Source organism: Amycolatopsis sp. Poz14 (genome assembly GCF_006704225.1).
Taxonomy (GTDB): Bacteria; Actinomycetota; Actinomycetes; order Mycobacteriales; family Pseudonocardiaceae; genus Amycolatopsis; species Amycolatopsis nivea.
The window spans coordinates 317,466-342,334 of sequence record NZ_JACLHD010000001.1; the positions used below are offsets into that span (position 1 = coordinate 317,466).

At 69.6% G+C, this 24,869-nt stretch carries 23 protein-coding genes and 1 pseudogene; 13 read left to right on the forward strand and 11 right to left on the reverse strand.

The window, feature by feature from the left end; genetic code table 11:
* Positions 1-11 precede the first annotated feature (11 nt).
* The 4 genes from FKO37_RS01675 (at position 12) to FKO37_RS01690 (ending at position 3,883) form a co-directional block, all read left to right on the forward strand.
* Positions 12-554: a PadR family transcriptional regulator gene (locus tag FKO37_RS01675; RefSeq protein WP_238603553.1), complete on the forward strand. Its 543-nt coding sequence runs from the start codon at positions 12-14 to the stop codon at positions 552-554.
* A 1-nt stretch (position 555) separates the two neighbouring features.
* Complete coding sequence (locus FKO37_RS01680) at positions 556-2,562, forward strand: NADPH-dependent 2,4-dienoyl-CoA reductase (protein WP_238603554.1); 2,007 nt, start codon at positions 556-558, stop codon at positions 2,560-2,562.
* Positions 2,563-2,591: 29 nt separating this feature from the next.
* Positions 2,592-3,560 carry a prephenate dehydrogenase gene (locus FKO37_RS01685; protein WP_078870234.1) on the forward strand — a complete coding sequence of 323 codons (969 nt, stop codon included), beginning with the start codon at positions 2,592-2,594 and terminating at the stop codon, positions 3,558-3,560.
* A 65-nt stretch (positions 3,561-3,625) separates the two neighbouring features.
* A complete protein-coding gene (locus FKO37_RS01690) occupies positions 3,626-3,883 on the forward strand; it encodes an antitoxin (RefSeq protein ID WP_037807317.1) in 258 nt (85 codons plus the stop codon).
* Between the two features lie 70 nt (positions 3,884-3,953).
* On the opposite strand, the gene FKO37_RS01695 is transcribed toward FKO37_RS01690, so the two are convergent.
* Complete coding sequence (locus tag FKO37_RS01695) at positions 3,954-5,912, reverse strand: FUSC family protein (RefSeq protein WP_238603555.1); 1,959 nt, start codon at positions 5,910-5,912, stop codon at positions 3,954-3,956.
* A 74-nt stretch (positions 5,913-5,986) separates the two neighbouring features.
* Between FKO37_RS01695 and FKO37_RS01700 the strand changes: the two genes are divergently transcribed.
* Both FKO37_RS01700 and FKO37_RS01705 read left to right on the forward strand, forming a co-directional pair.
* The gene (locus FKO37_RS01700) at positions 5,987-6,433 is read left to right on the forward strand and encodes an SRPBCC family protein (protein ID WP_134663844.1); all 447 of its coding nucleotides are present in this window, start codon (positions 5,987-5,989) and stop codon (positions 6,431-6,433) included.
* An 85-nt stretch (positions 6,434-6,518) separates the two neighbouring features.
* Positions 6,519-7,277, forward strand: coding sequence for a polysaccharide deacetylase family protein (locus FKO37_RS01705; RefSeq protein WP_238603556.1), 759 nt, complete (start codon positions 6,519-6,521; stop codon positions 7,275-7,277).
* Between the two features lie 52 nt (positions 7,278-7,329).
* Here the strand turns inward: FKO37_RS01705 and FKO37_RS01710 are convergent, their stop codons facing one another.
* The 6 genes from FKO37_RS01710 to FKO37_RS01735 form a co-directional block, all read right to left on the reverse strand.
* A complete protein-coding gene (locus FKO37_RS01710; RefSeq protein WP_238603557.1) occupies positions 7,330-9,918 on the reverse strand; it encodes a CHAT domain-containing protein in 2,589 nt (862 codons plus the stop codon).
* Between the two features lie 53 nt (positions 9,919-9,971).
* On the reverse strand, positions 9,972-10,457 hold the full coding sequence (locus tag FKO37_RS01715) for a hypothetical protein (protein WP_037807307.1): 486 nt from the start codon (positions 10,455-10,457) through the stop codon (positions 9,972-9,974).
* A complete protein-coding gene (locus tag FKO37_RS01720; protein WP_009071544.1) occupies positions 10,454-11,059 on the reverse strand; it encodes an RNA polymerase sigma factor in 606 nt (201 codons plus the stop codon). The genes FKO37_RS01715 and FKO37_RS01720 overlap by 4 nt, the downstream gene beginning before the upstream one ends.
* Before the next feature lie 1,657 nt (positions 11,060-12,716).
* A complete protein-coding gene (locus FKO37_RS01725) occupies positions 12,717-12,857 on the reverse strand; it encodes a hypothetical protein (protein WP_158242475.1) in 141 nt (46 codons plus the stop codon).
* A 99-nt stretch (positions 12,858-12,956) separates the two neighbouring features.
* On the reverse strand, positions 12,957-13,706 hold the full coding sequence (locus tag FKO37_RS01730) for an SGNH/GDSL hydrolase family protein (protein WP_238603558.1): 750 nt from the start codon (positions 13,704-13,706) through the stop codon (positions 12,957-12,959).
* Between the two features lie 732 nt (positions 13,707-14,438).
* Positions 14,439-15,068 carry an NAD(P)-dependent oxidoreductase gene (locus tag FKO37_RS01735; protein ID WP_238603559.1) on the reverse strand — a complete coding sequence of 210 codons (630 nt, stop codon included), beginning with the start codon at positions 15,066-15,068 and terminating at the stop codon, positions 14,439-14,441.
* A gap of 89 nt (positions 15,069-15,157) precedes the next feature.
* Here FKO37_RS01735 and FKO37_RS01740 point away from each other — a divergent pair, with 89 nt between their 5' ends.
* Positions 15,158-15,721, forward strand: a complete 564-nt coding sequence (locus FKO37_RS01740; RefSeq protein WP_238603560.1) for a TetR/AcrR family transcriptional regulator — start codon at positions 15,158-15,160, stop codon at positions 15,719-15,721.
* Here the strand turns inward: FKO37_RS01740 and FKO37_RS01745 are convergent.
* Positions 15,718-16,203: a GbsR/MarR family transcriptional regulator gene (locus FKO37_RS01745; RefSeq protein WP_037807294.1), complete on the reverse strand. Its 486-nt coding sequence runs from the start codon at positions 16,201-16,203 to the stop codon at positions 15,718-15,720. The two genes, FKO37_RS01740 and FKO37_RS01745, sit on opposite strands and share 4 nt — an antisense overlap.
* Positions 16,204-16,297: 94 nt before the next feature.
* Here FKO37_RS01745 and FKO37_RS01750 point away from each other — a divergent pair, with 94 nt between their 5' ends.
* Together FKO37_RS01750 and FKO37_RS01755 are read left to right on the forward strand one after the other, a co-directional pair.
* The gene (locus FKO37_RS01750) at positions 16,298-17,197 is read left to right on the forward strand and encodes an ABC transporter ATP-binding protein (RefSeq protein ID WP_238603561.1); all 900 of its coding nucleotides are present in this window, start codon (positions 16,298-16,300) and stop codon (positions 17,195-17,197) included.
* Positions 17,194-18,789, forward strand: a complete 1,596-nt coding sequence (locus tag FKO37_RS01755) for an ABC transporter permease (RefSeq protein ID WP_238603562.1) — start codon at positions 17,194-17,196, stop codon at positions 18,787-18,789. The genes FKO37_RS01750 and FKO37_RS01755 overlap by 4 nt, the downstream gene beginning before the upstream one ends.
* Before the next feature lie 2 nt (positions 18,790-18,791).
* Here the strand turns inward: FKO37_RS01755 and FKO37_RS01760 are convergent, their stop codons facing one another.
* Positions 18,792-19,133: a hypothetical protein gene (locus FKO37_RS01760; protein WP_037807288.1), complete on the reverse strand. Its 342-nt coding sequence runs from the start codon at positions 19,131-19,133 to the stop codon at positions 18,792-18,794.
* A gap of 118 nt (positions 19,134-19,251) precedes the next feature.
* On the opposite strand from FKO37_RS01760, the gene FKO37_RS01765 reads away from it, so the two are divergent.
* Positions 19,252-20,493, forward strand: a complete 1,242-nt coding sequence (locus tag FKO37_RS01765) for an MFS transporter (protein ID WP_238603563.1) — start codon at positions 19,252-19,254, stop codon at positions 20,491-20,493.
* On the opposite strand, the gene FKO37_RS01770 is transcribed toward FKO37_RS01765, so the two are convergent.
* Complete coding sequence (locus FKO37_RS01770) at positions 20,416-21,660, reverse strand: MFS transporter (protein ID WP_238603564.1); 1,245 nt, start codon at positions 21,658-21,660, stop codon at positions 20,416-20,418. The genes FKO37_RS01765 and FKO37_RS01770 overlap by 78 nt on opposite strands.
* Before the next feature lie 79 nt (positions 21,661-21,739).
* Here FKO37_RS01770 and FKO37_RS01775 point away from each other — a divergent pair, with 79 nt between their 5' ends.
* The 3 genes and pseudogenes from FKO37_RS01775 to FKO37_RS01785 all read left to right on the forward strand — a co-directional run bounded on the left by FKO37_RS01775 (position 21,740) and on the right by FKO37_RS01785 (position 24,184).
* Complete coding sequence (locus tag FKO37_RS01775; RefSeq protein ID WP_037807286.1) at positions 21,740-22,318, forward strand: helix-turn-helix domain-containing protein; 579 nt, start codon at positions 21,740-21,742, stop codon at positions 22,316-22,318.
* Positions 22,319-22,371: 53 nt separating this feature from the next.
* Positions 22,372-23,100 (forward strand): annotated as a pseudogene (locus tag FKO37_RS01780) (IS5 family transposase); the annotation flags it as partial.
* A 148-nt stretch (positions 23,101-23,248) separates the two neighbouring features.
* Positions 23,249-24,184, forward strand: a complete 936-nt coding sequence (locus FKO37_RS01785) for an erythromycin esterase family protein (RefSeq protein WP_238603565.1) — start codon at positions 23,249-23,251, stop codon at positions 24,182-24,184.
* Positions 24,185-24,256: 72 nt separating this feature from the next.
* Here FKO37_RS01785 and FKO37_RS01790 read toward each other — a convergent pair whose 3' ends face one another.
* Positions 24,257-24,802 carry a TetR/AcrR family transcriptional regulator gene (locus FKO37_RS01790; protein WP_037807285.1) on the reverse strand — a complete coding sequence of 182 codons (546 nt, stop codon included), beginning with the start codon at positions 24,800-24,802 and terminating at the stop codon, positions 24,257-24,259.
* Positions 24,803-24,869: the final 67 nt, after the last annotated feature.

The following is a 24,869-nucleotide window of genomic DNA, read 5'->3' on the forward strand; positions in this document are numbered from 1 at the left end:
CACTGTCCGGCATGGCACTGGAGCACGCGATCCTCGTCTCGCTGTCGGAACGCTCCGGCTCGGGCTACGAGCTGGCGCGCCGGTTCGAGAAGTCCATCGGGCTGTTCTGGAGCGCCTCCCACCAGCAGATTTACCGCGTGCTGAAGCGAATGGAAGAGGCCGGTCAGGTCGCCGTCGACATAGTGGTCCAGGACGGGCGGCCGGACAAGAAGGTCTACACCGTCGCCGAAGCGGGCCGGATGGAACTGCGGCGCTGGCTTGCCGAACCGGCACCACAAGCCGGGCCGCAGGAGTTGGCGGTGAAGTTGCGCGGGGCGTCGTTCGGCGACGCGAGTGCCATCGCCGAAGAGATCGTCCGGCATCGGGACGCGCACGCTGAGCGGCTCGACCTGTACCGGCAGATCGAGAAGCGCGACTTCCCCGCCCCGGACCGGCTCCGCGGCCGTTCGCTGCACCAATATCTCGTGCTGCGCGGTGGAATCCGGGTCGAAGAGGGCCAGGTCGAGTGGCTGGAAGAAATCCTGACCGCGTTGCGGGCCGACGAGAAGGACTGACATGACCGAGTACCCGAACCTGCTGTCCCCGCTCGATCTCGGCTTCACGACGCTGCGCAACCGCGTCCTGATGGGCTCGATGCACACCGGTCTGGAGGACCGCGCGTCGCGCTTCCCGCAGCTGGCCGAGTACTACGCCGAACGCGCGCGCGGCGGCGTCGGCCTGATCGTCACCGGCGGGTTCGCGCCGAACCGTACCGGGTGGCTGTTGCCGTTGGCCTCGAAGCTTTCCACGCCCGCCGAGGCGAAACAGCACCAGTTGCTGACCAGCGCGGTGCACGCGGAGGGCGGCAAGATCGCGCTGCAGATCCTGCACGCCGGCCGCTACGCCTATCACCCGCTGAGCGTTTCCGCGTCAAGCCGCAAGGCGCCGATCAACCCGTTCCGCCCGCGCGCGCTCACCGCGTACGGCGTGCACCGCACTATTCGCGCGTTCGCTGATTGCGCCGCGCTGGCTCGCGACGCCGGGTACGACGGCGTCGAGATCATGGGCTCCGAGGGCTATCTGATCAACCAGTTCCTCGCCGAACGCACCAACCGGCGCACCGACGCCTGGGGCGGCACCGCGGAGAAGCGCCGCCGGTTCGCGGTCGAGATCGTCCGGCGCACCAGGGAAAAAGTCGGGCCGGACTTCATCATCATCTACCGGCTGTCCATGCTCGACCTCGTCGAAGGCGGGCAGAGCTGGGACGACGTCGTCGCGCTCGCCCGCGACGTCGAGGCGGCCGGGGCCACGATCATCAACACCGGCATCGGCTGGCACGAGGCGCGCGTGCCGACGATCGTCACGTCCGTGCCGCGCGGCGCGTTCACCTGGGTCACCGGCAAGCTGAAGCCGCACGTTTCGGTCCCGGTGGTGACCTCGAACCGGATCAACCTGCCGCACGTCGCGGAACAAGCCCTCGCCGACGGGGACGCGGATCTGGTCTCGATGGCCCGTCCGCTGCTCGCCGACCCGGACTGGATCCGCAAGGCCGAAACCGGCCGCACGGACGAGATCAACACCTGCATCGCCTGCAACCAGGCCTGCCTCGACCACGCGTTCAGCCGGAAACCGGTGTCCTGCATGGTGAATCCCCGGGCCGGGCACGAAACAACCCTGAACCTGCTCCCGACCCGGCGCGCCAAGCGGATCGCCGTCGTCGGAGCCGGACCGGCCGGGCTCGCCACCGCGACCGCGCTCGGCGAACGCGGCCACGACGTCGAACTGTTCGAGGCCGACGACGAAATCGGCGGCCAGTTCGGAATCGCACAACGGATTCCGGGCAAGGAGGAATTCGCCGAGACCATCCGCTACTACACGCGACGCCTTGAGGTCACCGGCGTGAAGGTGCACCTCGGCACCCGGGCGACCGCCGCGGACCTGACCGGGTTCGACGAGGTCGTGCTGGCCACCGGCGTCACGCCGCGGGTCCCGGCGCTGCCCGGGATCGACCATCCGAAGGTGCTCTCCTACGTCGACGTCGTGCGGCACGGCAAACCCGTCGGCGAGCGGGTCGCGGTGATCGGCGCGGGCGGCATCGGCGTGGACGTCAGCGAATTCCTCACGCACAGCTCGTCGCCCGCGTTGGATCGCGACGCCTGGATGGCCGAATGGGGCGTCACCGATCCCGCGCTCGTGCCCGGCGGACTGGCCAAACCGAAGCCGGAACCGTCGCCGCGGCAGGTCTACCTGCTGCAGCGCAAGAAGTCGCCGATCGGGGCCGGGCTCGGCAAGACGTCCGGCTGGGTGCACCGCGCCGCCCTGCGCGCCAAGGGCGTGGAAAAGATCAGCGGAGTTTCCTACGACCGGATCGACGACGCCGGCCTGCACGTCACGGTCGACGGGAAACCGCGGCTGCTCGAGGTCGACACCGTGGTGGTTTGCGCTGGCCAGGAATCCGTGCGGGAACTCGCCGGCGCGCTCGGCGACGTGCCGGTGCACCTCGTCGGCGGGGCGGACGAGGCACGGGAACTGGACGCCAAACGGGCGATCGACCAGGGCACCCGGCTGGCGGCCGTCCTGTAGCCGCTTGCGCGCACTGGCAGGATGGCCCCGTGCGAGACGTATGCGTGATCGGGCTCGGGCTCATCGGCGGTTCCCTGCTGCGGGCCGCCGCGGCGAGCGGCAGGACCGTCTGGGGAACCACAGTGTCCGAAGTGGACGCTGACGCGGCGAGCCGCGGCGGCTACGACGTCACCACCGACGCCGAAGCCGCACTACAGCGAGCCGCGGCCGCGGACGCGATCGTGGTCATCGCCGTGCCGCTGCCCGCGGTGGAGAACCTGCTGCGGCAGGTCGCGCAGCATGCGTCGCACTGCATTCTCACCGACGTGGTCAGCGTGAAGGGCCCGATGCTCGACGCGGTCCGCAGGCGCGCGCCGTACACGCGCTACGTCGGCGGACACCCGATGGCGGGCACGTCGCGCTCCGGTTGGCTCGCCGGCGACACCATGCTCTTCCGCGACGCGGCCTGGGTCGTCGGCGTCGAAGAGGAAACCGACCTGACGGCGTGGGCCGAGGTCACCCGGCTTGTCCTGGACGTCGGCGCGCACGCCGTGCCGCTGCCCGCCGATTCGCACGACGAGACGGTCGCCCGGATCTCGCACCTGCCGCACCTGTTCGCCGCGATCCTCGCCTCGGTCGGCGCACAGGGCGGCCCGCTCGCGATGTCGCTGGCCGCCGGTTCCTTCCGCGACGGCACCCGCGTCGCCGGATCGTCGCCGGACCTGGTGCGCGCGATGACCGAAGGCAACCGCGACGCCCTGCTCCCGATCGTCGACGACGCACTCGGCCGCCTCGGCGCGGCCCGCGGCTCGCTCGCCTCCACCGGCGGCCTCGCCGCGACCATCAACGCAGGTCACGAAGGCGCACTGGCGTTGGAAGCGGCCCGCGACGCGGCGCAGTCCGGCGTCCGCATCGACCTCACCGCCGCCGACGCCCGCGAAGGACTCGTCGCACTCGGCGAACGCGGCGGCCGGATCACCGGACTGGACGGAGCCGTCGCACTCGGCGAAGTGTCTTGACTTGCCTGGAACGCCTGGTGTGTGACGATTGAAGCCTCTCAATCCCAACCCCGGGGAGGCATTCGATGGGCATCAACTTCGACGAGCTCAAGAACAAGGCGACCGAGGCGCTGCGCGAGAACAGCGGCAAGCTCGAGCAGGGTCTCGAGAAGGCGGCTGAATTCGCGAAGTCCAAGGTCAGCGGCCACGACTCGCAGATCGACGGCGGCATCGACAAGGCCAAGGACCTGCTTGGCAAGGTCACCGGCAAGCACGACGAAGGCGGCGAGAAGCCGGAAGACGGCCCCAAGCCCGAGGGCGGCCAGCCCGGCGGACAGCAGTAACTCCTCCGCCTCCAGGTTGGGCCCGGTTGCGCCCCAATGCGGCATCGGGGCGCTCTCGCAGGTGCGCGGCTCAGGTGCGCCGGTGGTACGGCAGGAACCGGCGCACCAGCCGCAGCGGGGACCGTTCCACCAGGTCCGGTCCGCGGACCGCGTCGAACGTCGAGCCGAGCTGGTCCACCACTCCGGCTAGGCGCGGGTTGTCCGGCATCGGCACCGAATCCGGGTCCCGCTGCTCGCGGACCGCGGAAGACAGCTCCGCCAGCGCGTCCGTGAGCAGTTCGATGTCCGCGGGCGACGGTGCGGGCGCGCCCTCGCCGATGGTCACGCCGACCTCGGTCACCGCGTCGGTCACCCGCTCCAGCCCCGCGATCACCGGCCACCACGCCACCGCCTGCCGTCCCGCCGGCGACGGCTCCACGATCACCTGCTGAAACGCCGTCCGCAGGTCCGCGAGCGCGCGGTACGCCCCGCGCCGGGCCCGCGACCGGGCGAGCCGCGATTCGCTGGTCGAGTTCAGCACCATCGCGGTGCGGACGTACTTGGCGACCGTGTCGAAACTGTCCGCCAGCCGCCCGCCGACGGTCGGCCGCCGCGAACCCGGCCACAGCAGGTAACCGACGACGAGCACGATCACGCAGCCGATCACGGTGTCGACCAGCCGCGCCAGCACGACTGTCCAGCTGCCCGTGTTCGCGAGGTCCATCTGCAGGATGATCAGCGGCGTCACGAACGTGCCGAGCATCCCGTAGTTGCGCACCTTCCCGACCGCGGCCCCTCCGGCGAACACCGCGATCAGCACCACCAGCACCCAGCCGCGCGCGCCGAACGCGAGCACCACCGCACCGATCCCGACCCCGGCGACCGTGCCCATCCCGCGCAGCACCGCGCGGCCGAACACCGAGCCGAAGTCCGGTTTCAGCACCACGCCGACGGTGAGCGTGATCCAGTACGACCGCTCGAACGGCACCATCAGCGCCACCACTTCGGCCACCGCGACGCACAGCGTGAGCCGCAGCGTCGCGAGCCAGGTCAGCGGTCCGGAGAGGCCGCTCGCCCATTCGCGCAGGCGGCGCAGCAGCGAGACTTTCTTGCGGCGCTTGCGGTCGTCGAGCTTCCCGATCCGCGCCAGTCCGGCGTAAAGCGCGCTGACCACCGCGTCGGCGTTCTCGTCCGGCAGCTCGGGTGCGGGCGGCAGCGGCTGGCTCGCCAGCACCGACGCGGCGACGCGGGTCAGGTAGTCGATCACCTCGTCCGGCGGGCGCTGTCCGGCGTTGACCATCGCCACCGACGCCTCGACCGCGGGTGTCGTCGCGGACAGCCGGTTCAGCAGCCGGCGATACGTCGCGTCTCGACCGGACAGCCACGAGCGCGCGACCAGCAACCGGTCGTACGCCGTGCTCATCGCGGTGGTCAGCTGGTGGCGCGCGACCCGCGAAGTCGGTTCGTCCTCGGCCGACAGCATCGCCGCGAGTTCGATGTAGACCTGCGCGACGGCGGTGCGTTCGGGGCTCGTCGCGCGGAGCGTCCAGGTGCCGAGCGCGACCAGCAGCCCCCAGCCGGCGCCCGCGCAGAAGAAGCCGAAGAGCACTTCGGTGCGTACGCCGGTCGCGTGCTGCGCGGTGCCGAGGACGCAGAAGACGAACATCTGCAGCCCGGCCACCGAAGCGTTGCTGCCCGCGGCACTGATGAGCGCGGAAATCGCCGCTATGACGACGATCGCCGGGATAGACCAGGCGGGCATGCCGCCGGTCAGCAGCCCGACGAGGTACCCGATGCCGGCCGCGAACGTCGCCCCGCCCAGCCGGCGCGCGCGGTAGCGGTAGGCCCCGGCCGCCTCGGACAGCACGGTCGGGAGCGCGCCGGTGGAGATCAGCGCGCCCACCGCGATGTCGCCCGCGGCGTACGCGACCGCCAGCGGAGTGGCCAGCGCGACCACCGCGCGGGCGACCATGTTCCACGGAATGGGAACCGGTTTGGAACGCAAAAGTTGCGTCAGCCAGTGCGGCGCGGCGAAGTCGGGGCGGCTCACCGCACCATCTTGACCTACCGGGGCCGTCCGGGATTGATTTGTCGCACTGTCAACAACGTCTTCAAGGAGCTTTCATGCCGGGTCGCAGGTATTCGTTCGAGGTGAACCGCGTGAGCGCCGCCGCTCCGCCGGTGCTGTTCCGGCTGGAAAGCGACGGGACTCAGTGGTCGACCTGGGCGCGGCCGCTCGTGTGGCAGTCCCGGTGGGCGACCCGCGGCGACGACGGCGGTGTCGATGCTGTCCGGGAAGTCGGATTGTGGCCGGTTCTGCTCCGCGAGAAGACCCTCGAATACGTGCCGGATCGGCGGCACGTCTACACATTCGACGGTTTCAGCCCGGTCCGCGACTATCGTGCGGAGGTGATGTTCACGCCGAACGCCGACGGCGGCACGGACCTCCGGTGGTCGGGTTCGTTCGCCGAACGCATCCCCGGAACGGGTCCGGCAGCCCTCGCCGCGTTGCGCGGCGTGATCGGATTTTTGGCCACACAGCTGGCCAAAGCGGGCAATCAGGCTGCCTGACCGGGTGCGTTGCACCACAACGATCAACGAATGCCGGAGCACAGACGTCATCCCCCTCGGGTGACCCCGAGGGAAAGGAAGCGGCATGGCGAAACGCTGGCTGGCGGCGGCATTGGCCGGTGTGCTGGTGCTGTCCGCGTGCTCCGGCCCGGACTCGAGTCAACCCCCGGAACAGGCGAACCCCGCGCCGGGTGCCCAGAAACCGGGTCCGCCGCCAGGGCCGTACCCGTTCGGCACCGTGCAGCAGAAGGCTCCGGCGGTCCAGGACGGCAAGGTCCCGGTGATCCGCCGCATCCAGACCGACAAACCGTACGTCTTCATCACCATGGACGACGGCGCGGTGAAGGACCCGTCGGCGCAGGGCCTGATCCAGCAGTCCGGCGGGCATCCGGTGCTGTTCCTGAACAACCGGTACGTGAAGGGCCACGAGGCGTACTTCAAGGCCATCCTCGACTCGACCGGCGCGGTGCTCGGCGACCACACGGTCAACCACCCGAACCTCAAGGGCAAACCGCTCGACTTCCAGAAAAAGGAAATCTGCGACGACGCGGACGACTTCCAGAAGTCGCTCGGCGTGCGCCCGACGCTGTTCCGCCCGCCGTTCGGCAACTTCGACCAGAACACGCTCAAGGCCGCCGCGATGTGCGGCATGCGCGCGAGCGTCCTGTGGACCGCCTCGGTCAACGACGGCGTCGTCCAGTTCCAGTCCGGCGACAAGCTCCGCCCGGGCGACATCGTGCTGATGCACTTCCGCAAGACGTTCAAGGAAGACTACGAAGCCTTCATCGCCCAGGCCAAGAAGGACGGCCTGACGCCGGTTCCGCTGGCCGACTTCCTGGGCTGAGCCCGTCTCGTGAGCGGCGATGCCGGTTCTAGCCGGTCTCGCCGCTTACGAGTCAGCCAGCTCCGAGGCACACGAACGGCCGCCGCATCGGGTCCACCGCGATCGCTTCGGCCAGTGCCAGCGCGGGTGACGTCCCCTCGGCGAGCCGCCGGTGCAGGTCCGCCATCGTGTCCGCCGCCGCGCGGTCGCCGACGCGCGCTACCGCGCCGATGACCGTCTTCGACCCGCTCGCCAGCAGCGTTCCGGCGAAGCCCAGTGCTTCCTCGCCCGGCCGGATGTGGCTCATCGCCAGCTCGCACGCGGCCAGCACCACGCGCTCCGGCGGGTTGACGAGCCGCGTCGTCTCGTGCGCGAACAGCGGGCCGTCGACCAGTTCGACGCGGGAGAACAGCGCGTTCGCCGGCTCGTGCGCGCCGTGCGCGACCAGGTGCGCCAAGCGGGTTCCGTCCAGCGCGGTCAGAACCGTGGCACTCGTCGCGGCGTCGCCCTCGACCAGCCGCGCGTCCGGGTACACCGAGCGCAGCTTGCTCACCTCACCGACCGCGCCCGGCACGCCAGGACCGCCCGCGAGCAGCACCGGACCGTCCGCAGCCGGACGCTTCGCGGTGATCCACGCGGTCGCCGACGGTGCGATCGAGACCGGGTGCCCGCGCAGCGACGGCAACGCGCCCCACGGCATCGCGTACAGCTGGCCGATCGGGACGATCACCAGCTCGCGGTCGTCGAGAGTTTTGACCAGCGAAGCGGAAATCAGCGCGTCGAGCTTCTCCGCTCGGCGGCGCGCGGACGCGGACACCGTCTCGGCCAGCATCGGCGGCAGATGGTCCGGCGCGAGCGCGTCGAGGTCGGCGTGCAGCTGGGTCGCGGTCTCGACGATGTCGTCCAGCGGACCCAGTTTGAGCAGCCGGAACGTCCCGCGGTCGACGACCACCGAGTACAGCTGATTGTTGTAGGGCACCAAACTCACCAGCACGCGATCGCCGAGCGCGGCGACGACCTCGTCCGGCGTCGCGACCGGCCGCGGACGGCCCCACTGGCTCGTGTACCAGCCGAGCCTGGTCGCCTCGCGCTGCAGTTCGGCGTACCGCTGCTCCAGCGCCTTCACCGACTCGCCTTCCAGCCGGGTGCGCTGGATGGTGCGCTGGACGTGCCGCATCTCGTTGATGTGCTTGGCCAGCACGGGATCCTCGATCACCGGCAGCGGTTCGTACCGGTAAACCTGCGCCCGGGTGCGTTCGAGCCAGGCGAACATCCGGCGCGCGCCGGCCGCGTTCCGCCGGGCACGCCGCAGCACGAGCCGCATCGCCAGCCTGCCGAGTTCCTCGCCGTGCACGGCCGTGCCGCACAGCAGGTCGAGACCGCCCATCCGGTCGCGGATCGTGCCGAGTTCGCGCAGTCCGGCGCGGGCCTGCGCGAGCGCGGCGCGCGGCCGGTCTTCGGCCACCGCCAGTTCCGCGCGGCACAACCGGAACAACATCCGGTGGTCTACCGGCGACGTCGCACGCGGGGCGGGCACGTGCGTGAGGACGAGCGAGGCTTCGGCGATTTCCTTGCGGCGGATCAGCAGTCGCACCGCGAAGAGCCGCGCGACCGCCGCCTCGTCCCGCAGTCCGAGCGCGGCCAAACGTTCGGCGATCGAGACGAGTTCGGCGGGCAACCGCGAGGTAGAGCGCCCTTCGCGGTCCGACAGGACCTGCTGCGCTTCCGCCCGGAACCGCGCCAGACCGGCGATCTCGGCCCACGTTCGATTGCCGCGACGGAGAAATCGGCGCCGCGCGTCCGACGCGGACTTTCGCGCCAACGCGAAATCGCCCTCCAGCAACGCGGCCGCGGCTCGTGCGACCTCGGCTTCCGCGATGTGCTGGCCGGATCCGTTGGCGCGCAACTCCGGCAGCGCCTCGTCGAGGTGCCTGCCCGCCTCGTCGGCGAGACCCGCGGTGAGCAGCGCACGGGCCTGGTCGAGCCGGATCAGCGGGATCGAACCGGGCGATTCGGTGACGAGGATCCGCGCGGCTTGTTCATAGCTGGACAGGGCTTGCGGGACGTCGCCGATGAGCTGCGCGTGGTCGCCGAGGTTCTGCCGGATCTTGCCTTCGAGCAGGGTGTGCCCGTTTTCGCGGGCGAAGCCGAGCGCGCGCTCCAGGTCGGCTTGCGCGGCGTTCGGATGGTTGAGCGCCATCTGCACGAGCGCGCGGTTCAAGAGCATGACGACCAGCGTGCGGCGGCTGTCGTCGAACTCGGCCTCGATTCCGGGGATGACGGCGTCGTACACCGACAGCGATTCGCTGAACCGGCCGCCGCGCATCAGCACCACCGCGCGTTGGCCGGTGACCAACAAGCCGAGCTGGCGGGCGACCTTGCTCTCCGGGAGCTGGTCGCGAAGCTGCCGCGCGGTTTCGAGGTGCACAAGACCGGCGTCGGTGGAGGCGACCTCTGCTTCGGCCGCGCCGAGGCTCACCAGGACGCGGACCTGCAGTTCCCGGTGTTCAGGCAGCGGATCGGCGACGCGCGCCAGCCGCGTGAGCGCGCTGCGGAACAACCGCACCGCGATGCCGGGCCGCTGGTCGGACGCGGCGGCCCGGCCGCGCGCGTACAGATCGGACGCCGCCGCGATCGTTCGATCATGGACGGGCGCGGACACGGACTCTATGGGAGCACACCTCCGCCACTCTCCATAACGCCCGTCCGGGTTTCTCAGAGCACGACGGTCGGCGTGACGACGGTGCGGCGGTGCGGGCCCGCGCCGAGGTGCACGAGGATTTGCGTGGTTCCGCAGGGGACGCGTTCGAGCACGAACCGGCCGCCCTCGTCGGTCGCCGTCGCGAACGTGCCGTGATCGGCGACGCGGACCTCCACGTCGTACTCGCCCGCGGGCGCGAGCCAGCCGTCGATCCGGTGCACCTTCCCGATTTTGGTCAGGTTGATCATCACGGTCAGGTCGCTGACGGTGAACGTGATGGTGCCGGTCGCCGTGCTGCGCACGCCGGCCAGTTCGTCGAGCCGTTCCCAGCGCGCGACCTCGACGTCGAGGTTCTCGAGCTCGAGGGCGAACTGGACCCGCTGCACCAGGTCGTCCGGCGGCGGGTCGAGTTCGTCGAGGAACCGGCCGATGTCGGCCAGGATGGCCTCGTCGTCCGGAACCGCGTGGCCGTGTCCCGGCCTGCCGATGTTGTCGCTCACCGGGCACCCCCTTCTCCTGCGAGCAGATCGCGCATCGAGTCGAGGCAGCGGCCCCTGGTGGGCCCGACGCTGCCGCGCGGCATCTGCATAGCCTCGGCCACCGCCCGATACTCGGCGCGGCCGGCGAGAACGGTCAGCCGCAGCAGCTCCTGGCAGCGTGCGGGCAGCCGGAGAAAGGCGCGCCAGACCCGACGGTCCCGGTCGGCGCGGACGGCTTCCTCCTCAGGTGCGGGATGATCGCTTTCCAGCGTCGCGGCGACCTCGTCCGACAGCGGCACCGGCTGGGCGCGCCTGCCGTAAGGACGGGTCGCCTCCCGGCGAGTCGTGGTGATCAGCCAGGCAGCGAGCGCACGGGGGTCGCGCAGCTTCGCGAGCTGGCTGAACAGAGCGAGCCACACGGTCTGGACCACGTCCTCGGCCACTTGCCGGTCGAGCCCGTTGGCGCGCGCGACGTGCCACACGAGCGGCGTCAGCTCGTCGACGAGTTTCGCCATGGCGCGCCGATCGCCGCCCCGCGCCGCTTCCATGCACGCGGCGTGCAAGTCGGCGCCGGTCAAGCCTTCCCAGGGCGGGTCTACCTCGGTGGTGTGCACGTCGGTCACCGTAGCTGCCTCACTCCGGAGGTGGGCCGACCTGGGCGAGCAAGCCTCCGGTCGTGTCGGCACGTCCGGGCCCGTCGCGGGTCGCCTCTCCGGTCGGGTACCGGATCGATCGTGAATGGTGCGCGCTCTTTCGGTGGTGCGGATGGTGTCGAGGGGCACGGTGTGTGCCCCGTGGGTGGGCTCTTGGTTGAGGAGCAAACAGCTGGCTCTGGGATACATCAATCTCTGACTTTTTCCGGGTGAGTTTTTTTCACGAAGCCGATCGGGCGGCTGGTGGTGCGGTTTTGGTGCTGTTCGGTTGTGGGTTTGCGCAGGTCAAGCGGTACCCATTTCGGCGGGGTGCCGGGACACGACCGGCCGGGCTCCCCCTCCAGCACGGCCGTGTCCCGACAGCTCCACCGGACCCGACGAGTCCCCCAACGACCCATCGCGCCCCGCCGGACCGGTTCGGCCGGACGGATCCCTCCCCTGAATCCGCCCGTCCGCCCCAGCCCGGAAGCTGTTTCGTCAGTCCGGACGCGATCCCTCCCCTGGATCCGTCCGGTCCGTCTTGCCTGTCGATCGAGCGGATCCCTCCCCCGGATCCGCCCAGCCGATTCAGGCCAGCTCACCGGTTCGGTCCGGTCAGGCGGATTCCTCCCCGAACCCGTCTGACCGGACCGAACCGCGAGCCGACCCCCAGCCGGACCAGCTCGCACGCCCGCCGACCTCGCGAACCCCTCCCCGAAGTCCGCTCAGCCGGACAGGCAAGCCAATCCGTCAGTCCCACTCCAGCCCGTGGAGCCAGCCAGCCGGACGAATCCCTCCCCGGATCCATCCCGCCGCGCCGCCCCTTGGGCCGATCCGCCACTCCCGCCGGACCAGTCCACGAAGCCCGCCAGCCGAACAGGTCCTCCCCAGGCCTGTCCCGCCGCGCCAACCTCGCGAGCCGATCCGTCAGTCCCACCGGACCGCGGGCTCGCCAGCCGGATAGGCCCTCCCCGACCCGTCCCGCCGTGCCAGCCCACCGACTCGGCCAGCCGGGCAAGTCCTCCCGGCCCTGTCCCGCCGCGCCAGCCCGCCGAACCCGCCAGCCGGAGAAGTCCTCCCGGACCGTCCCGCCGCGCCAATCCGCCGGTCCCACCGGACCGCGAACCCGCCAACCGGGCAATCCATCCGGACCTGTCCGGCCTCGCCAATCCGCCGGTCCCGCCCGAACCAACTCGCGCAACCGCTAGCCGGACAGGCCCTCCCCGAACCCGTCTAACCGCGCCAGCTCGCGAGCCGGTTCGCTCAGGGCTGGTCGTTGCCGCTGGTCCGGTGGGCTCGGCGGCTGGTCGGGTCCCCTCCGAACCCGTCCGGCCGGGCCGGGTCCCCCAGACCCGGGCCGAGCTGAACCGGACCGGCGGTGTGGCCAGTCCCTGTCGCCATGTGCGTCAGTCGCTTCGCACTCGCCAGCGGCCTGCTCGCCCCCTTGTGCCGAGCAGGTCGCCAGGCGCGTGCGTTCGTGCGGGTGCGCACCGGTCGGCGTGAGCTATTCGCCTGCACCGACCGGTGCTTCCCGCCCCCAGGGGAGCCCGCTCCCCCTTTCGGGCTCCGCCAGAGGGGATTCCTCCCCGAACCCCTCCGGCCGACGACGTCCGGCAGCCCCCTCGGCTCCCGGGCGCCGCCCGTTTGGCTACTTGGCAGTGCCGGTGTCGTCGAGCGGCTCGTGGTTGCCGTCCGGCTGCACTCCCCGGTTCGCCCCCGGCGCGGGGCTCGTCTTAACGGGCGGAACGGTGGTTCCCGGCTGCCGCTCGTCCTTCTGATCCGCAGGCATGTGGCCCTCCCTTTCCTTGGTTCGCCCCATAGGACGCATCCAGGGTGCGCCTAGATACACGGAGCGCCAAAGTTTTTGGGATTTTTGTGAACCGGCCGGTCAGGATGGCCGCCCCACCTCCCCCGGATGCCAACCGTCAGTGACGATCGGTAACCCCTCCGAGAGCGCGGCGGCCCAGGCGCGGTAACCGATCGGGCCAGGGTGGAAACGGTCAGCAGCGAACATTCCCGGACGGAGCAATCCCGGCGCCAACGGGATGTGCGTAACCCCGGGAAGCCGGGTCAGCCCTCGCGCCACCTGGTCGAGCGCGACCGACCGAGCACCCAGCAAGTCCCGGAGCGGCCGGGGCAAGGCCGGGAAGCTCGCCAGCGGGGGCACGCCCGCGAGAACGACCGGGACGTCGCCGACCCTTCGCCGCACCTCGACGATGATCGCCAGCAGATCCCGCCGGTACCGCGCGGCCGAGTGCAGTTCCAGGGTGTCGTTCACGCCGAGGACGACCACCACGACGTCCGCCTCCCGCACGCGCGGAACCAGCTCGTCGAGCACCACCCGCGCCGACGCGCCGGTGATGCCCAGCGCGTGCCACCGCACCTCCCGGTCCGGGTACGCGCGGGCGAGCCCCACCGCGAGCTGGCCGGTGAGCGCGTCGGCGTGGGTGAGCGCGCCGACGCCGTCCACCGTCGACTCGCCGATGACGGTGAGCCGCAACGGACGCCCGGTGCCGAGTGCGCCCTCGATCGGACCCGTGGCCCCGGGAAGCCGCGGAGTCGCCCGACGCACCCGCACCGCCTGCGCGACAAGCACGGGTGCCATCAGGAAAAGGAGGAACAGCCGAAGAACTGCCATGCCTCCGACAGTAACGAGGGGCTACGACAGATCCGGGTCTGCGAGGGGAGTTGTCCACAGGGGATGTGAGTTGTGGACAACCCTGGGGATAGTTTGGGGAAACCCTCCGCCAGCAGCATGTCTGCAACTGCAGACAGAACCAACGGACACGGGGCGGCGAGGACTTCCGCTGGGGGCGGCAGGGGCGGTGGACGACCCTTCGCGGGCAGCAGGGCCGAGGACAAACCCGCCATGCACGGCAGCATCTGCGAGCGATTCCGCTACGACCGGCAGGGTGCGCAGGCAATCCTGCTGCGAGTGGCAGGGTTCGCGGCCTGGCCACACATGCCAGCATCCGCGAGCGATCCCGCTGCGGGCAGCAGAGTCTGCAGGCAATCCCGTTGCAGGTGGCGGGGCCCGCGGACCTGCCACACAAGCATCGTGAGCAACCTCGCCGCAGGTGGCAGAGCCCGGGGCAAAGCCACCACACACGTCAGCATCCGCGAGCGATCCCGACCAAGGTGGCCGAGTCCGCAGAACAATCACGCCGCAGCCGCAGACAAACCTGCCACGCACGTGAGCGTCCACGAGCGATCCCGCCGCAAAGCGGCCGAGTCCGCAAGCAAACCCGCCACGCGTCAACGTCCGCAGGCAAACCCACCGCGGGCGGCCGAAACCGCAGACAACCCCGCGATACGCGTCAGCATCCGCGGGCACTCCCGCCGCAGGTGTCAACAACTGCAGACAGGCCCGTCACTGCGCGATCGACACCGTCTTCCCCACCAGAGCGTCATCCTCAGCCGCGTCCAGCAAGAAGCGCGCCACGTTCGCACGCGGGATCTGGAACCGCCTCCGCACGTCCCGACCCACCTCGCTGCGCACCTGCTCCCGGGCGGGCTTGTTCGTCAGCCTCGTCGGGCGCACGATCGTCCATCGCACGTCCGGGGCCCCGTGCAGGATCGACTCCATTCGTTGCAGGTCGGCGTATCCGTTGCGCAGCACCGCACCCAGCAGCGGCTTCACCAGCAGCTTCGAGAACAGGCTGTCGCCGTCCCCGGGTAGGCCGGATGCGCTCACCACCACGAACCGCGTATGGGAACCGTGCAGGGCGGTGACCACGGAGCGGGTGCCGTCGGAGTTGACGGTTGTCGGCTTGAGGTCTGCGGGGCCCAGGGCCAGGACGACGGCGTCACGGCCGGTTACCGCGTCGGCCAGGCTGGGGTCGGTCAGGGAGTGAACCGCGACGTCCAATCGGGGGTGTGCGGGGACGGTCAACCGCGCGGGGTCGCGGACTACGGCGGTGACGTGCCATCCGCGGGCCAGCGCTTCCCGCACCGTCAGGCCGCCGATTCGGCCGCTCGCGCCCAGGACGGTGATCTTCATCAGAGGCCTCCAAGGAGGGGGTGAGTAAACACTTACCGGCTAGGGTAAGTGAACACCCACCACACTGAGAAGACCCTCAGGGAGCACGCATGGGAAGCCGCGAGGAGATCGTCGCCGCGGCAGCGACGGTCATGCGGGAGCAGGGGTACGCGCACGCCACGACCAAGGCGATCGCGCAGGCCTCTGGCTACTCGGAAGCCTTGCTGTACAAGCACTTCCGCGACAAGACGGCGCTCTTCCTCGCGGTGCTGAAAGAGGAGTTGCCCGACCTGGTCGCCACGGCGGCGAGGCTCACCGAACATCCGGAGAAGGCCGATCTCAGCGACAATCTCGCCGAGTTGACCACCACGGCACTGGCCTTCTACTGCGCGAGCTTCCCGATCTCCATCTCGATCTTCTCCTCGCGCGACCTGCTCCGCGCCCACCGGGACAGCCTCGAAAACGGCCCCGACCTGCCGACCCAGCACGTCGCCGGCTATCTCGCCGCCGAGGTCAAGCTGGGCAGGCTGCGCGCCGATCTCGACGTCGAGGCCGCGGCCCGGCTGCTGCTCGGGGCTTGTTTCCAGGAGGCGTTCCTCGCGTCCTTCGAGGAACGCCCGCCGCGGCCAGACCTCGCCCAGCGGCTCGCCGCGACCCTGGAGAAGCTCGGCTAGTCGCGGTTCTTCCGCAGTTCGTGCCACCGGTCGTACAGGTTGTTGACCTCGACCAGCATGAACGCCAGGAAGTCCCGCATCTCGGCCAGCCGTTTGCCAGCGGGAGTGTCCGGGCCTAGCGCGTCGATGCCTTCGGTGGCCGCGTCGCGCCACATGATCAGGAAGCGGTCGCGTTTGAGGAAAGTCGCGTACCAGAGGTCGTCGTAGAGCTGGTAGTGGTCGCGGCGCTCGCCGGGTTCGCGCACCTTCCGCACCAGGCCGACCTGGTCCAGATACCGCACCGCGCCGGAGATCGCGGCCGGGCTCACCGACAGCTGCTCCGCCAGTTCGGCAGCCGTCAGCTGCCCCGAGTCGGTCGTCATCAGCGCCGCGAACACCCGCGCTGACATGCGCTGCATGCCGATCTGGGACATCACCAGCCCCAGGCTTTCGACGTATCGGCGGACGGCGTCCTCGTCTCTCTTCGTCTCAGGCGTCGTCATCCGTCCATCCTCTCCCACGCGCGCCTGGACGATCACTCGGTCCAGACGTTTTCTTAACTTCACAACTTCATGAAAAGAGTGTAGCTTCCGAACCATGGGAAACGCCATTGCGATCTCCGGCCTGCACAAGGCATTCGGCCGGGTGAAGGCCCTCGACGGCCTTGATCTTCAGGTTCCCGCGGGGGAAGTACACGGATTCCTCGGCCCGAACGGCGCCGGGAAGTCCACCACGATCCGGGTCCTGCTCGGACTGCTGCGCGCCGACGCCGGCGAGGTCCAGCTGCTCGGCGGCGACCCGTGGCGCGACGCGGCGAGCCTGCACCACCGGCTCGCCTACGTGCCCGGCGACGTCAACCTCTGGCCCAACCTGTCCGGCGGCGAGGTCATCGACCTCCTCGGCAGGCTGCGCGGCGGGCTCGACCAGAAGCGCCGCGAGGAACTCGTCGAGCGCTTCGACCTCGACCCGCGCAAGAAGGGCCGCACGTACTCGAAGGGCAACCGGCAGAAGGTCGCCATCGTCGCCGCGCTCGCGTCCACTGTGGACTTGCTGCTGCTCGACGAGCCGACCTCGGGCCTCGACCCGTTGATGGAGGCCACTTTCCAGGAGGTCATCCAGGAGGAACGCGCACAGGGCCGCACCGTTTTGCTGTCCAGCCACATCCTCGCCGAGGTGGAAGCCTTGTGCGACAAGGTGAGCATCATCCGCAACGGGCGCACGGTCGAGTCCGGCACGCTCGCCGAACTGCGCCACCTGACCCGCACCTCGATCACCGCGGAGCTGTGCGGACCGCCGAACGGTCTGGCCCGGCTTTCCGACGTGCATGACCTGAAGGTCGAAGGCAACCGCGTCCGCTTCGACGTCGAGACGCGCTCGCTCGAGGACGCACTGCGCCAGATGACGGAGGTCGGCGTGCGCAGCCTGGAGAGCAGGCCGCCGACCCTCGAGGAACTCTTCCTGCGCCACTACGCGGACGAACTCGAGGCCGGGAAATGAGCGGCGCGCTCAACGGCACCGGGCCGTTGATCCGGCTCGCCCTGCGCCGCGACCGGATCATCCTGCCGATCTGGATCGTTCTGCTGAGCCTCATCCCGGTGGCCACGATCAGCAGCTACGACCAGTTTTATCCGACCGCCGCGAGCCGGGCCGGGCTCGTCGCGTCGGCCGCCGCGAACCCGTCGTTCGCGCTGCTCTACGGCCCGGCGTTCAACCTCGGCACGGCGGGCGGGTTCATCGCCTGGCGGATGGGCGGGTTCCTGGCGCTGCTGACCGCCCTGATGGCGGTCTTCACGCTGACCCGGCACACCCGCGCGGAGGAGGACACCGGTCGCGCCGAACTGCTCGCGTCCACTGTGGTCGGTCGGTACGCGCCGCTCACCGCCGCACTCGCGGTGACCGGCGGGGCGAGCCTGCTGATCGGGGTGCTGCAAGCGGTCACGCTGGCGGCGAAGGTTCCCGCGGCGGGTTCCGTCGCGCTCGGCGCGAGCACTGCGCTCGCCGGGCTGGTTTTCACCGGCGTCGCCGCGGTCGCCGCGCAGCTCGGCGAGTACTCGCGCACCGCGAACGGCATCGGTACGGCCGTGCTCGGCGTCGCGTTTCTGTTGCGTGGCGCGGGTGATTCGACCACTGACGCGCATTGGCTGTCGTGGCTGTCGCCGCTCGGCTGGGCGCAGCAGATCCGGCCGTTCGCCGAAGAACGTTGGTGGGTCCTGATTTTGCCCGTCGCGACCACGCTCGTGCTGTTTGTCGTGGCCTACGCGCTGCTGCCGCGTCGTGACGTCGGCGTCGGTCTGCTTCCGCCGCGACTCGGACCGAGCGAGGCCGCGCCGTCGTTGCGGTCGCCGTTTTCGCTGGCCTGGCGGCTGCAGCGGGGTCCGTTGTTCGGCTGGCTGATCGGGCTCGCGGTCGGCGGGGCGTTGTTCGGGACGATCGCGCAGGGCATTTCCGGACTGGTCGGCGGCACCGAGCAGAGCAGGCAGATCTTCGAACGGCTCGGCGGATCGCACGGACTGGTCGACGCTTTCCTCGCGACGATGGTGAGCCTGTTCGCGATGCTCGCCTCGCTCTACGGCGTGCAGGCGACGCTGCGGATGCGCACCGAGGAGACCTCGATCCGGCTCGAACCGCTGCTGGCCACGCGGGTCGGACGGCTGCGCTGGGCCGCGAGCCACCTCGTGTTCGCGTTCCTCGGCAGCGCGTTGCTCGTACTCGTCGGCGGCCTGCTGCTCGGGCTGTCGAACGGGCTGCGCGGCGGTGACGTCGGCCGCTCGGTCGGGAACATGGTCGCGGCCGTCGCGGTGCAGGTGCCCGCGGCGTGGGTGATCGTCGCGGTGGCCGCGCTGATCTTCGGGCTGCTGCCGAAACTGGCGACCGCCGCGTGGGGTGTGGCGGCGCTGGCGTTGCTGATCAGCATGTTCGGGCCGGTCGTCAACGCGCCGCAGGTGCTGCTGGACGTCTCGCCGTTCCAGCATCCGCCGAAGGTGCCCGGCGCGGTGTTCACCGCGGTGCCGCTGGTGGTGTTGCTGGCGGTCTCGGCGGTGGTGCTCGCGGTGGGACTGACCGGCTGGCGGCGGCGCGACGTCGGCTGAGGTCAGCGTTCGTCGCGGACGAACCCACTGGTCGGGCCCAGCGTGGTCGGCGGGGGTGCCGACGGGCTCGACGGGGTCGGGGTGACCGACACCGTCGCCGTGGTCGTGCGCGGCGGCGGGGCCGGGGGTGCCGGCGGGCGGTGGGTCACGGTGATCGGCGGCAGAGGGAGGCCGGTCACCGTGACCGTCACCTGCTGCACGGGCGGCGGGGTGGGCGGCGACGACTCTCCGGCCGGACGCGGAGTGCGACCGGCGACCAGCAGCGCGGCGACCAGCAGTCCGCCTGCCAGTCCGGCGAGACCGGTCACGACGACATAACCCCAGGTGGGAGCGGTGTCCGACATCCGGCACCTCCTCGCCGCACGGTCACTCGGCTACGAGGGTTCGTCGCGTTGATCATAGGTGCCGTTACGCAGTGTGCAACTTGATATATACCGACTCAACTTATGTCACACTGGCCTTATGAGGGGGATTCTCCGCTCGCCGGACTTCCGGCGGCTCTGGCTCGCCGACGGCCTCAGCCAGGTCGGCAACCGCATCGACTTCCTCGTGATCCCGCTGCTGGCGACCACCACGCTCGCCGCGTCCGTGGCCCAGGTTTCGCTGCTGCGGACGCTGAGCACGCTCCCGTACCTGCTGCTCGGACTGCAGGCGGGCGCGTGGTGCGACCGGATGCGCAACCGGCCGGTGCTGATCACCGCCGACCTCGCCCGCGCGGTGCTCATCGGCTCGGTGCCGCTCGCCGCGGTGTTCGGGTCGCTGACGCTGGGCCATCTGTACGTCGTCGTGCTGCTGGCCGGCGGGTTCACGGTTTTCTTCAACGTCGCGCACCAGACCTACCTGCCGAACCTCGTCGAACGCGGCGAACTGCCCGCCGCGAACGCCCGGCTGCAGACGAATCTGTCCGTCGCCGCGATCGCCGGGCCGGGGCTCGGCGGGATGATCGTGCAGTTCATCGGCGGCGCGGGCGCGATGGCGGTCGACGCGGTGACTTACCTGTGGTCCGCCGCGTGGCTGCGCCGGATTCGCACGCCGGACGTGCGGCCCGAGCCCGCTGAGCGGAACCTTCGCCGCGAAATCGGCGAAGGGCTGCGGACAGTTCTGCGCAATCCGCTCCTGCGGGCGATCGCCCTGCACGGTGCCGCGTCGAGCCTGTTCCAGTCGATGTTCATGGCGGTGTCGATGGTGTTCATGGTCCGCGACCTGCACGTCGCACCGTTCATGATCGGCTTGCTCGGCACGATCTCGCTGTTCGGCGCCCTGCTCGCGAGCGGAGTCGCGCGACGGCTCGGCGCTCGCTTCGGTGCCGCGCGGGCGTTGTATTTCGGTGCCGCGGTGTACAGCGTTTCGTTCCTGTGCAACGCTTTCGCGACCCAAGGCTGGGGCCTCGCCTGGTGGGTGGCGGGCGGTTTCGGGTCAAGTTTCGGGATCATCGTGCTCGGCGTGTTCGAGACGAGCTTCCGGCAGGCGGTCACCCCGCACGAGCTTCTGGGCCGGGTCTCGTCGGTGTCGCAGACGGTCGTTTTCGGCATCGCCCCGCTCGGCAGTCTGCTCGGCGGCTTGATCGCGGAACTCACCACAACCCGGGTCACGCTGTACGTATGTGGCATCGGAATCCTTGCCGCGTCAGCGATTCTCATTGCTTCGCCGCTTCGCAAGATGCGCGATCTGCCGATCGCCGAGAGTGCGGTCAAGAACGATTAGCGGGACAGCAAGCGCGGCTAGCACGGCTCCGATGAGGCTGACCCACGTGAGGGCAGTGCCTTGGGTCAGCGCGGCGGCCGCCAGAACCGGAGTAGCACTGATCCCCAGCTGGAAAGCCGAAACCGTGGTCGCCCCAGCGAGTGTCGGGGCGTCGGCGGCGATCGCGAAGACCCGGCCGTAGATCGCGGGATTCAGCACGAAAGCCGCTATCCCGAGCAGGAAAACAGTAGGAAGCACCGCCCACGTGTGATGGATCGCGAAGATCAGGACGACCGAAAGCAGCACGATCGCGACGGCTCCGGCGAGGAGCGCGGCGTGGGGTCGCCGATCGGAGATGCGTCCGCCGATGGACAGGCCGACGAAAGCGCCGATGCCGAAAAGCGCGAGGATCGCGGGAATCCAGACCGTGGGGACGCCGGTGATCTCGGCGAGCATGGCGGAGAGGTAGTTGAACGTGATCATGTACGCCGCCGTCGTCAGGATCGTGATCCCGAAAATGCCCCAGAGCCGCGGTTTGCGGATCGTGGCCAGCTCTCGCGACACACTCGGTCGCGCCGACGACCGGGTCGCCGCGGGGATCCCGAGCGAGCAGGCGACGGCTCCGGCGAGCGTCAGTGCCACGACAGCCCAGAATCCGCCGCGCCACTGGGTGAAGTGGCTGAGCAGGGTGCCTGCCGGTCCGCCCGCGACCATGGCCACGCTCAGGCCGCTGACCACGACGCCGGAGGCGCGGGCGTTGCGGTCCGGGGTGACGAGGCTGATCGCGGTCACCGACGCGACGGCGAAGAAGCCCGCGTAGGCGACGCCCGAGACGACCCGGCTCACCAGCAAAACCTGGTAGTCGCCCAGCAATCCGGCGGCGACGCTCACCGCGAACACCCCTTGGGTCGCGATCAGCGCAGCGCGACGGGGCCAGCGCAGGCTGAGCACGGCGAACGGCGGCCCGCCGAGGACGACCCCCAGCGCGAACGCGGTGATGAGAAATCCGGCGGAGGACAGCGAAACCTGGAGGTCGTCGGCCACCGCGGGCAGCACGCCCGCCAGGAGAAACTCCGCGCTGCCCATCGCGAACAGACTGAAGGCGAGCAGGTACACGCCTAGAGGAAGTCGGCCGCTGCTCGGGTCGGCGCGCACACCGTCGGCGGTGGCACAAGTTGTCGGATCCATGGGGACAAACTTCCGCGACTAGGATCGGAAGCGGCAAGAAACGTTGCCGTTTCCGGGACGCATTGGTTGACTGCGCCGCATGAGCGACCAGCCCACCGTCGACAGCGTGCTCGAGCAGATCGCGCCCCGGCTGCGACAGGCGCGGGACAAACAGGGCGTCAGCCTCGCCGACCTCGCGCGAGCCACCGGCATCTCGACCAGCACGTTGTCCCGTCTGGAATCCGGACAGCGCAAACCGAGTCTCGAACTACTGTTGCCGATCACCGCGGCACTGGGCGTCCCGTTCGACGAGATCGTCACCGCGCCGCGGATCGTCGACCCGCGCGTGCCCCAGCAACCCGCGAAGAAGGACGGGCGCGTGCTGATCGCGTTGTCCCGGCACCAGGGGGAAATCCGCGCCTACAAACAGCTCATCCCGGCGCACGACGAAGAGCCCCACCTGCGCACCCACGACGGGCACGAGTGGCTCTACGTTCTGCGCGGACGCCTACGCGTACGCCTGAGCGATCACGACTTCATCATGGGACCCGGCGAAGCAGCCGAATTCGACTGCCACATCCCGCACTGGTTCGGTGCCGCCGGCAAGGGCGACGTCGAAATCCTCAGTCTCTTCAGCAAGTCCGGCGAGCGCATCCACCTGCGCACCGGTCGCCGCTAGGGCCCGTCCGGCGGATCATGTGACTGCTTCAGTGACGGGTCGTTGGCATGGCTATGGGGCGGGGAGATCTGACGAATGAGGAGTGGGCACGGCTGAAGCCGCATCTGCCCATGACAGGGCAGAGGGGCGGACGTGGGGAGAACCATCGCAGGGTCATCAACGGGATCCTCTTCCGGCTCCGGACCGGGGCGCCGTGGCGGGATCTGCCTGAACATTTCGATCCGTGGAAGACGGTGTACGAGAGGCATCGGCGGTGGTCGGCGGACGGCACCTGGGACAGGATCTTCGCGGCCGTCCTGGTCGATGCTGATGCCGAGGGCCGTATCGACTGGTCGATGGCGAGCGTGGACTCGACGTCCTGCCGTGCCCATCAGCACGCAGCTGGCGCATGCAAGAGTCCGCCGAGGGTGCCGGGAAAAAGGCGCACGCCCCGGCAACACCGTCCCGACGAGGGACTCGGACGCTCTCGGGGCGGACTGACATGCAAAATCCATCTCGGTGGAGACAAGGCATACTCCTCTCGCCGAAACCGCCGCTACCCGCGGCGACGCCAGATCAAGCACACCATCCCCGAGCCGAAGGACCAGCGAGCCCACCGCCAACGTCGCGGCAGTCGAGGTGGCAGGCCCACGGGCTTCAACAAGGCGATCTGCAAGCGCAGAAACGAAGTCGAGAGGACGATCAACGCCTTGAAGAACTTCCGGGCGGTGGCCACGAGGTTCGACAAGCGCGCCTACGTCTTCCACGGATCCGTGACGGTGCTCGCGATACGCCTTTGGATCCGCACTGAGCCGCTACAGGCCTCTCCAGCGATGAGCGCCAAATCGACGTCACAGGCTCTTTACTTCAACCAAGCTTGAGGTAAGACGATCTTCTGGAGTGGTCCGCGAGAAGCGGAGCTCGGGGATGAAGGGCAGGCCAATGGAGACAGTGACCGAATGGATCAAGAAGAACTCCCATGCGCTCGTGAACAGGAAGCCTGACGAGCCACTGGACGATCTGCGGCCGCTCGCCCCACTGGTGCGGGACGCCAAGATCGTGGCGCTTGGAGCAGCTGCCCGACAGACACGCGAATTATCGGACGTGGCGCATCGCATCGTGCGGCTGCTGGTGGAAGAAGAGGGGTTCCGCTCCCTTGCATTGGAGGGCGACGACCCTGGCCGCCTCGACCTGGACGTCTATGTCGCCACCGGCGATGGAGACCCTCGTGCATTGCTGGGAAGGGCACGGCCGTTCTGGCAGACCGCCGAGATCCTCGATCTCGTCCACTGGATGCGGTCCTATAACAAGCGTCACCCCGGCGACCCGGTACGTTTCGCCCAGTTCCCTGCCGAACCGGTGCGGCATACCACCCGGCTCGATGGTCTGGCCGAACTGGAACGCACGCTGGCCGACGGTGTGAGCTGGTGGCAGCAGCTCACCGGCGACAAGGTCGTCTACTGGGGCGGTATGGCGCACACCGCCATCGGCGCCCCTCGTACCGTGTCCCCCTCCGAGCCCCTGGAGTCGCACCAGAATATGGGCGGATACCTGCGGGAACGACTGGGACTGGACTACCGGTCCGTTGGCCTGACCATGGCGCATGGTTCGATCGGTCAGCCCCTGCCCGCTCCACGCCCCGACTTCGTCGACAGCCTGCTGCATGCGGCCGCCGAGAACATGGCGGGATACGTCCTGGATCTCGGCACATCGCTACCCGAGCCGATCCGCCGCCTCCTGGACGCCCCGACGCGCACGCGGTTGATCGGCTCGTTCTACGACCCCCGGGATGATGCGGCCTACCACATGTCGGGCGGGTCGCTCGCGAGCTGGTTCGACGTCGTCGTCCACACGCAAGAGGTGACACCGTCCCGGCCCTTGCCCTGAAGGCTGCCCGGCGGAGCATTCCGCAGACGCCGGCTCCGTCACTTAGATATGCACTGAGCCGCCGGACAGGACCTAGACCTTGCGCAGACCGTCCAGCAGTACGCGCACCAGGTGCCGGCTGTCCGGTGTAAACCGCTCCACCGCGAGCGCGCCGACGATGAGCGCGCGCAGGTCTTCGCCGTCGATGTCCGTGCGTACAGCGCCCGCGGCTTGCGCGCGTTCCAGAAGCGCAGTGAGGTTCACGCGAAACCGCTCCGCTGCTTCGGCCTTGTACGCGGAACCGCTGGTCTCACCGAGCGCTTCGCAGATCGCACGGTTACGCGACGCCTGCTCGATGACGCGCGTGAAGTAGTCGTAGAACGCTTCGCCGGGCGCGTCCGAGTCGATCAACTCCTGCGCCTCGACGCCGTACTGCTCCAGCCGTTCCACGACGACGGCCTGGAACAGCGCTTCCTTGCTGGGGAAATGCCGGTAGACAGTGCCCGCGCCGACGCCAGCCAGCCGCGCGATGTCGTCGAGGGGCACCGAAAGCCCGTCGACGGCGAACGCTGCTTCGGCGGCAGCCAGCACACGGGCGCGGTTCCGGCGCGCGTCCGCGCGGAGCGCAGGCTTCTCCACCGGCTGTCTCCTCTGCTCTCAAAGTGGTGCGGTCGTCCGATTCTTCCTTGGAACGATCTGCGCCGCT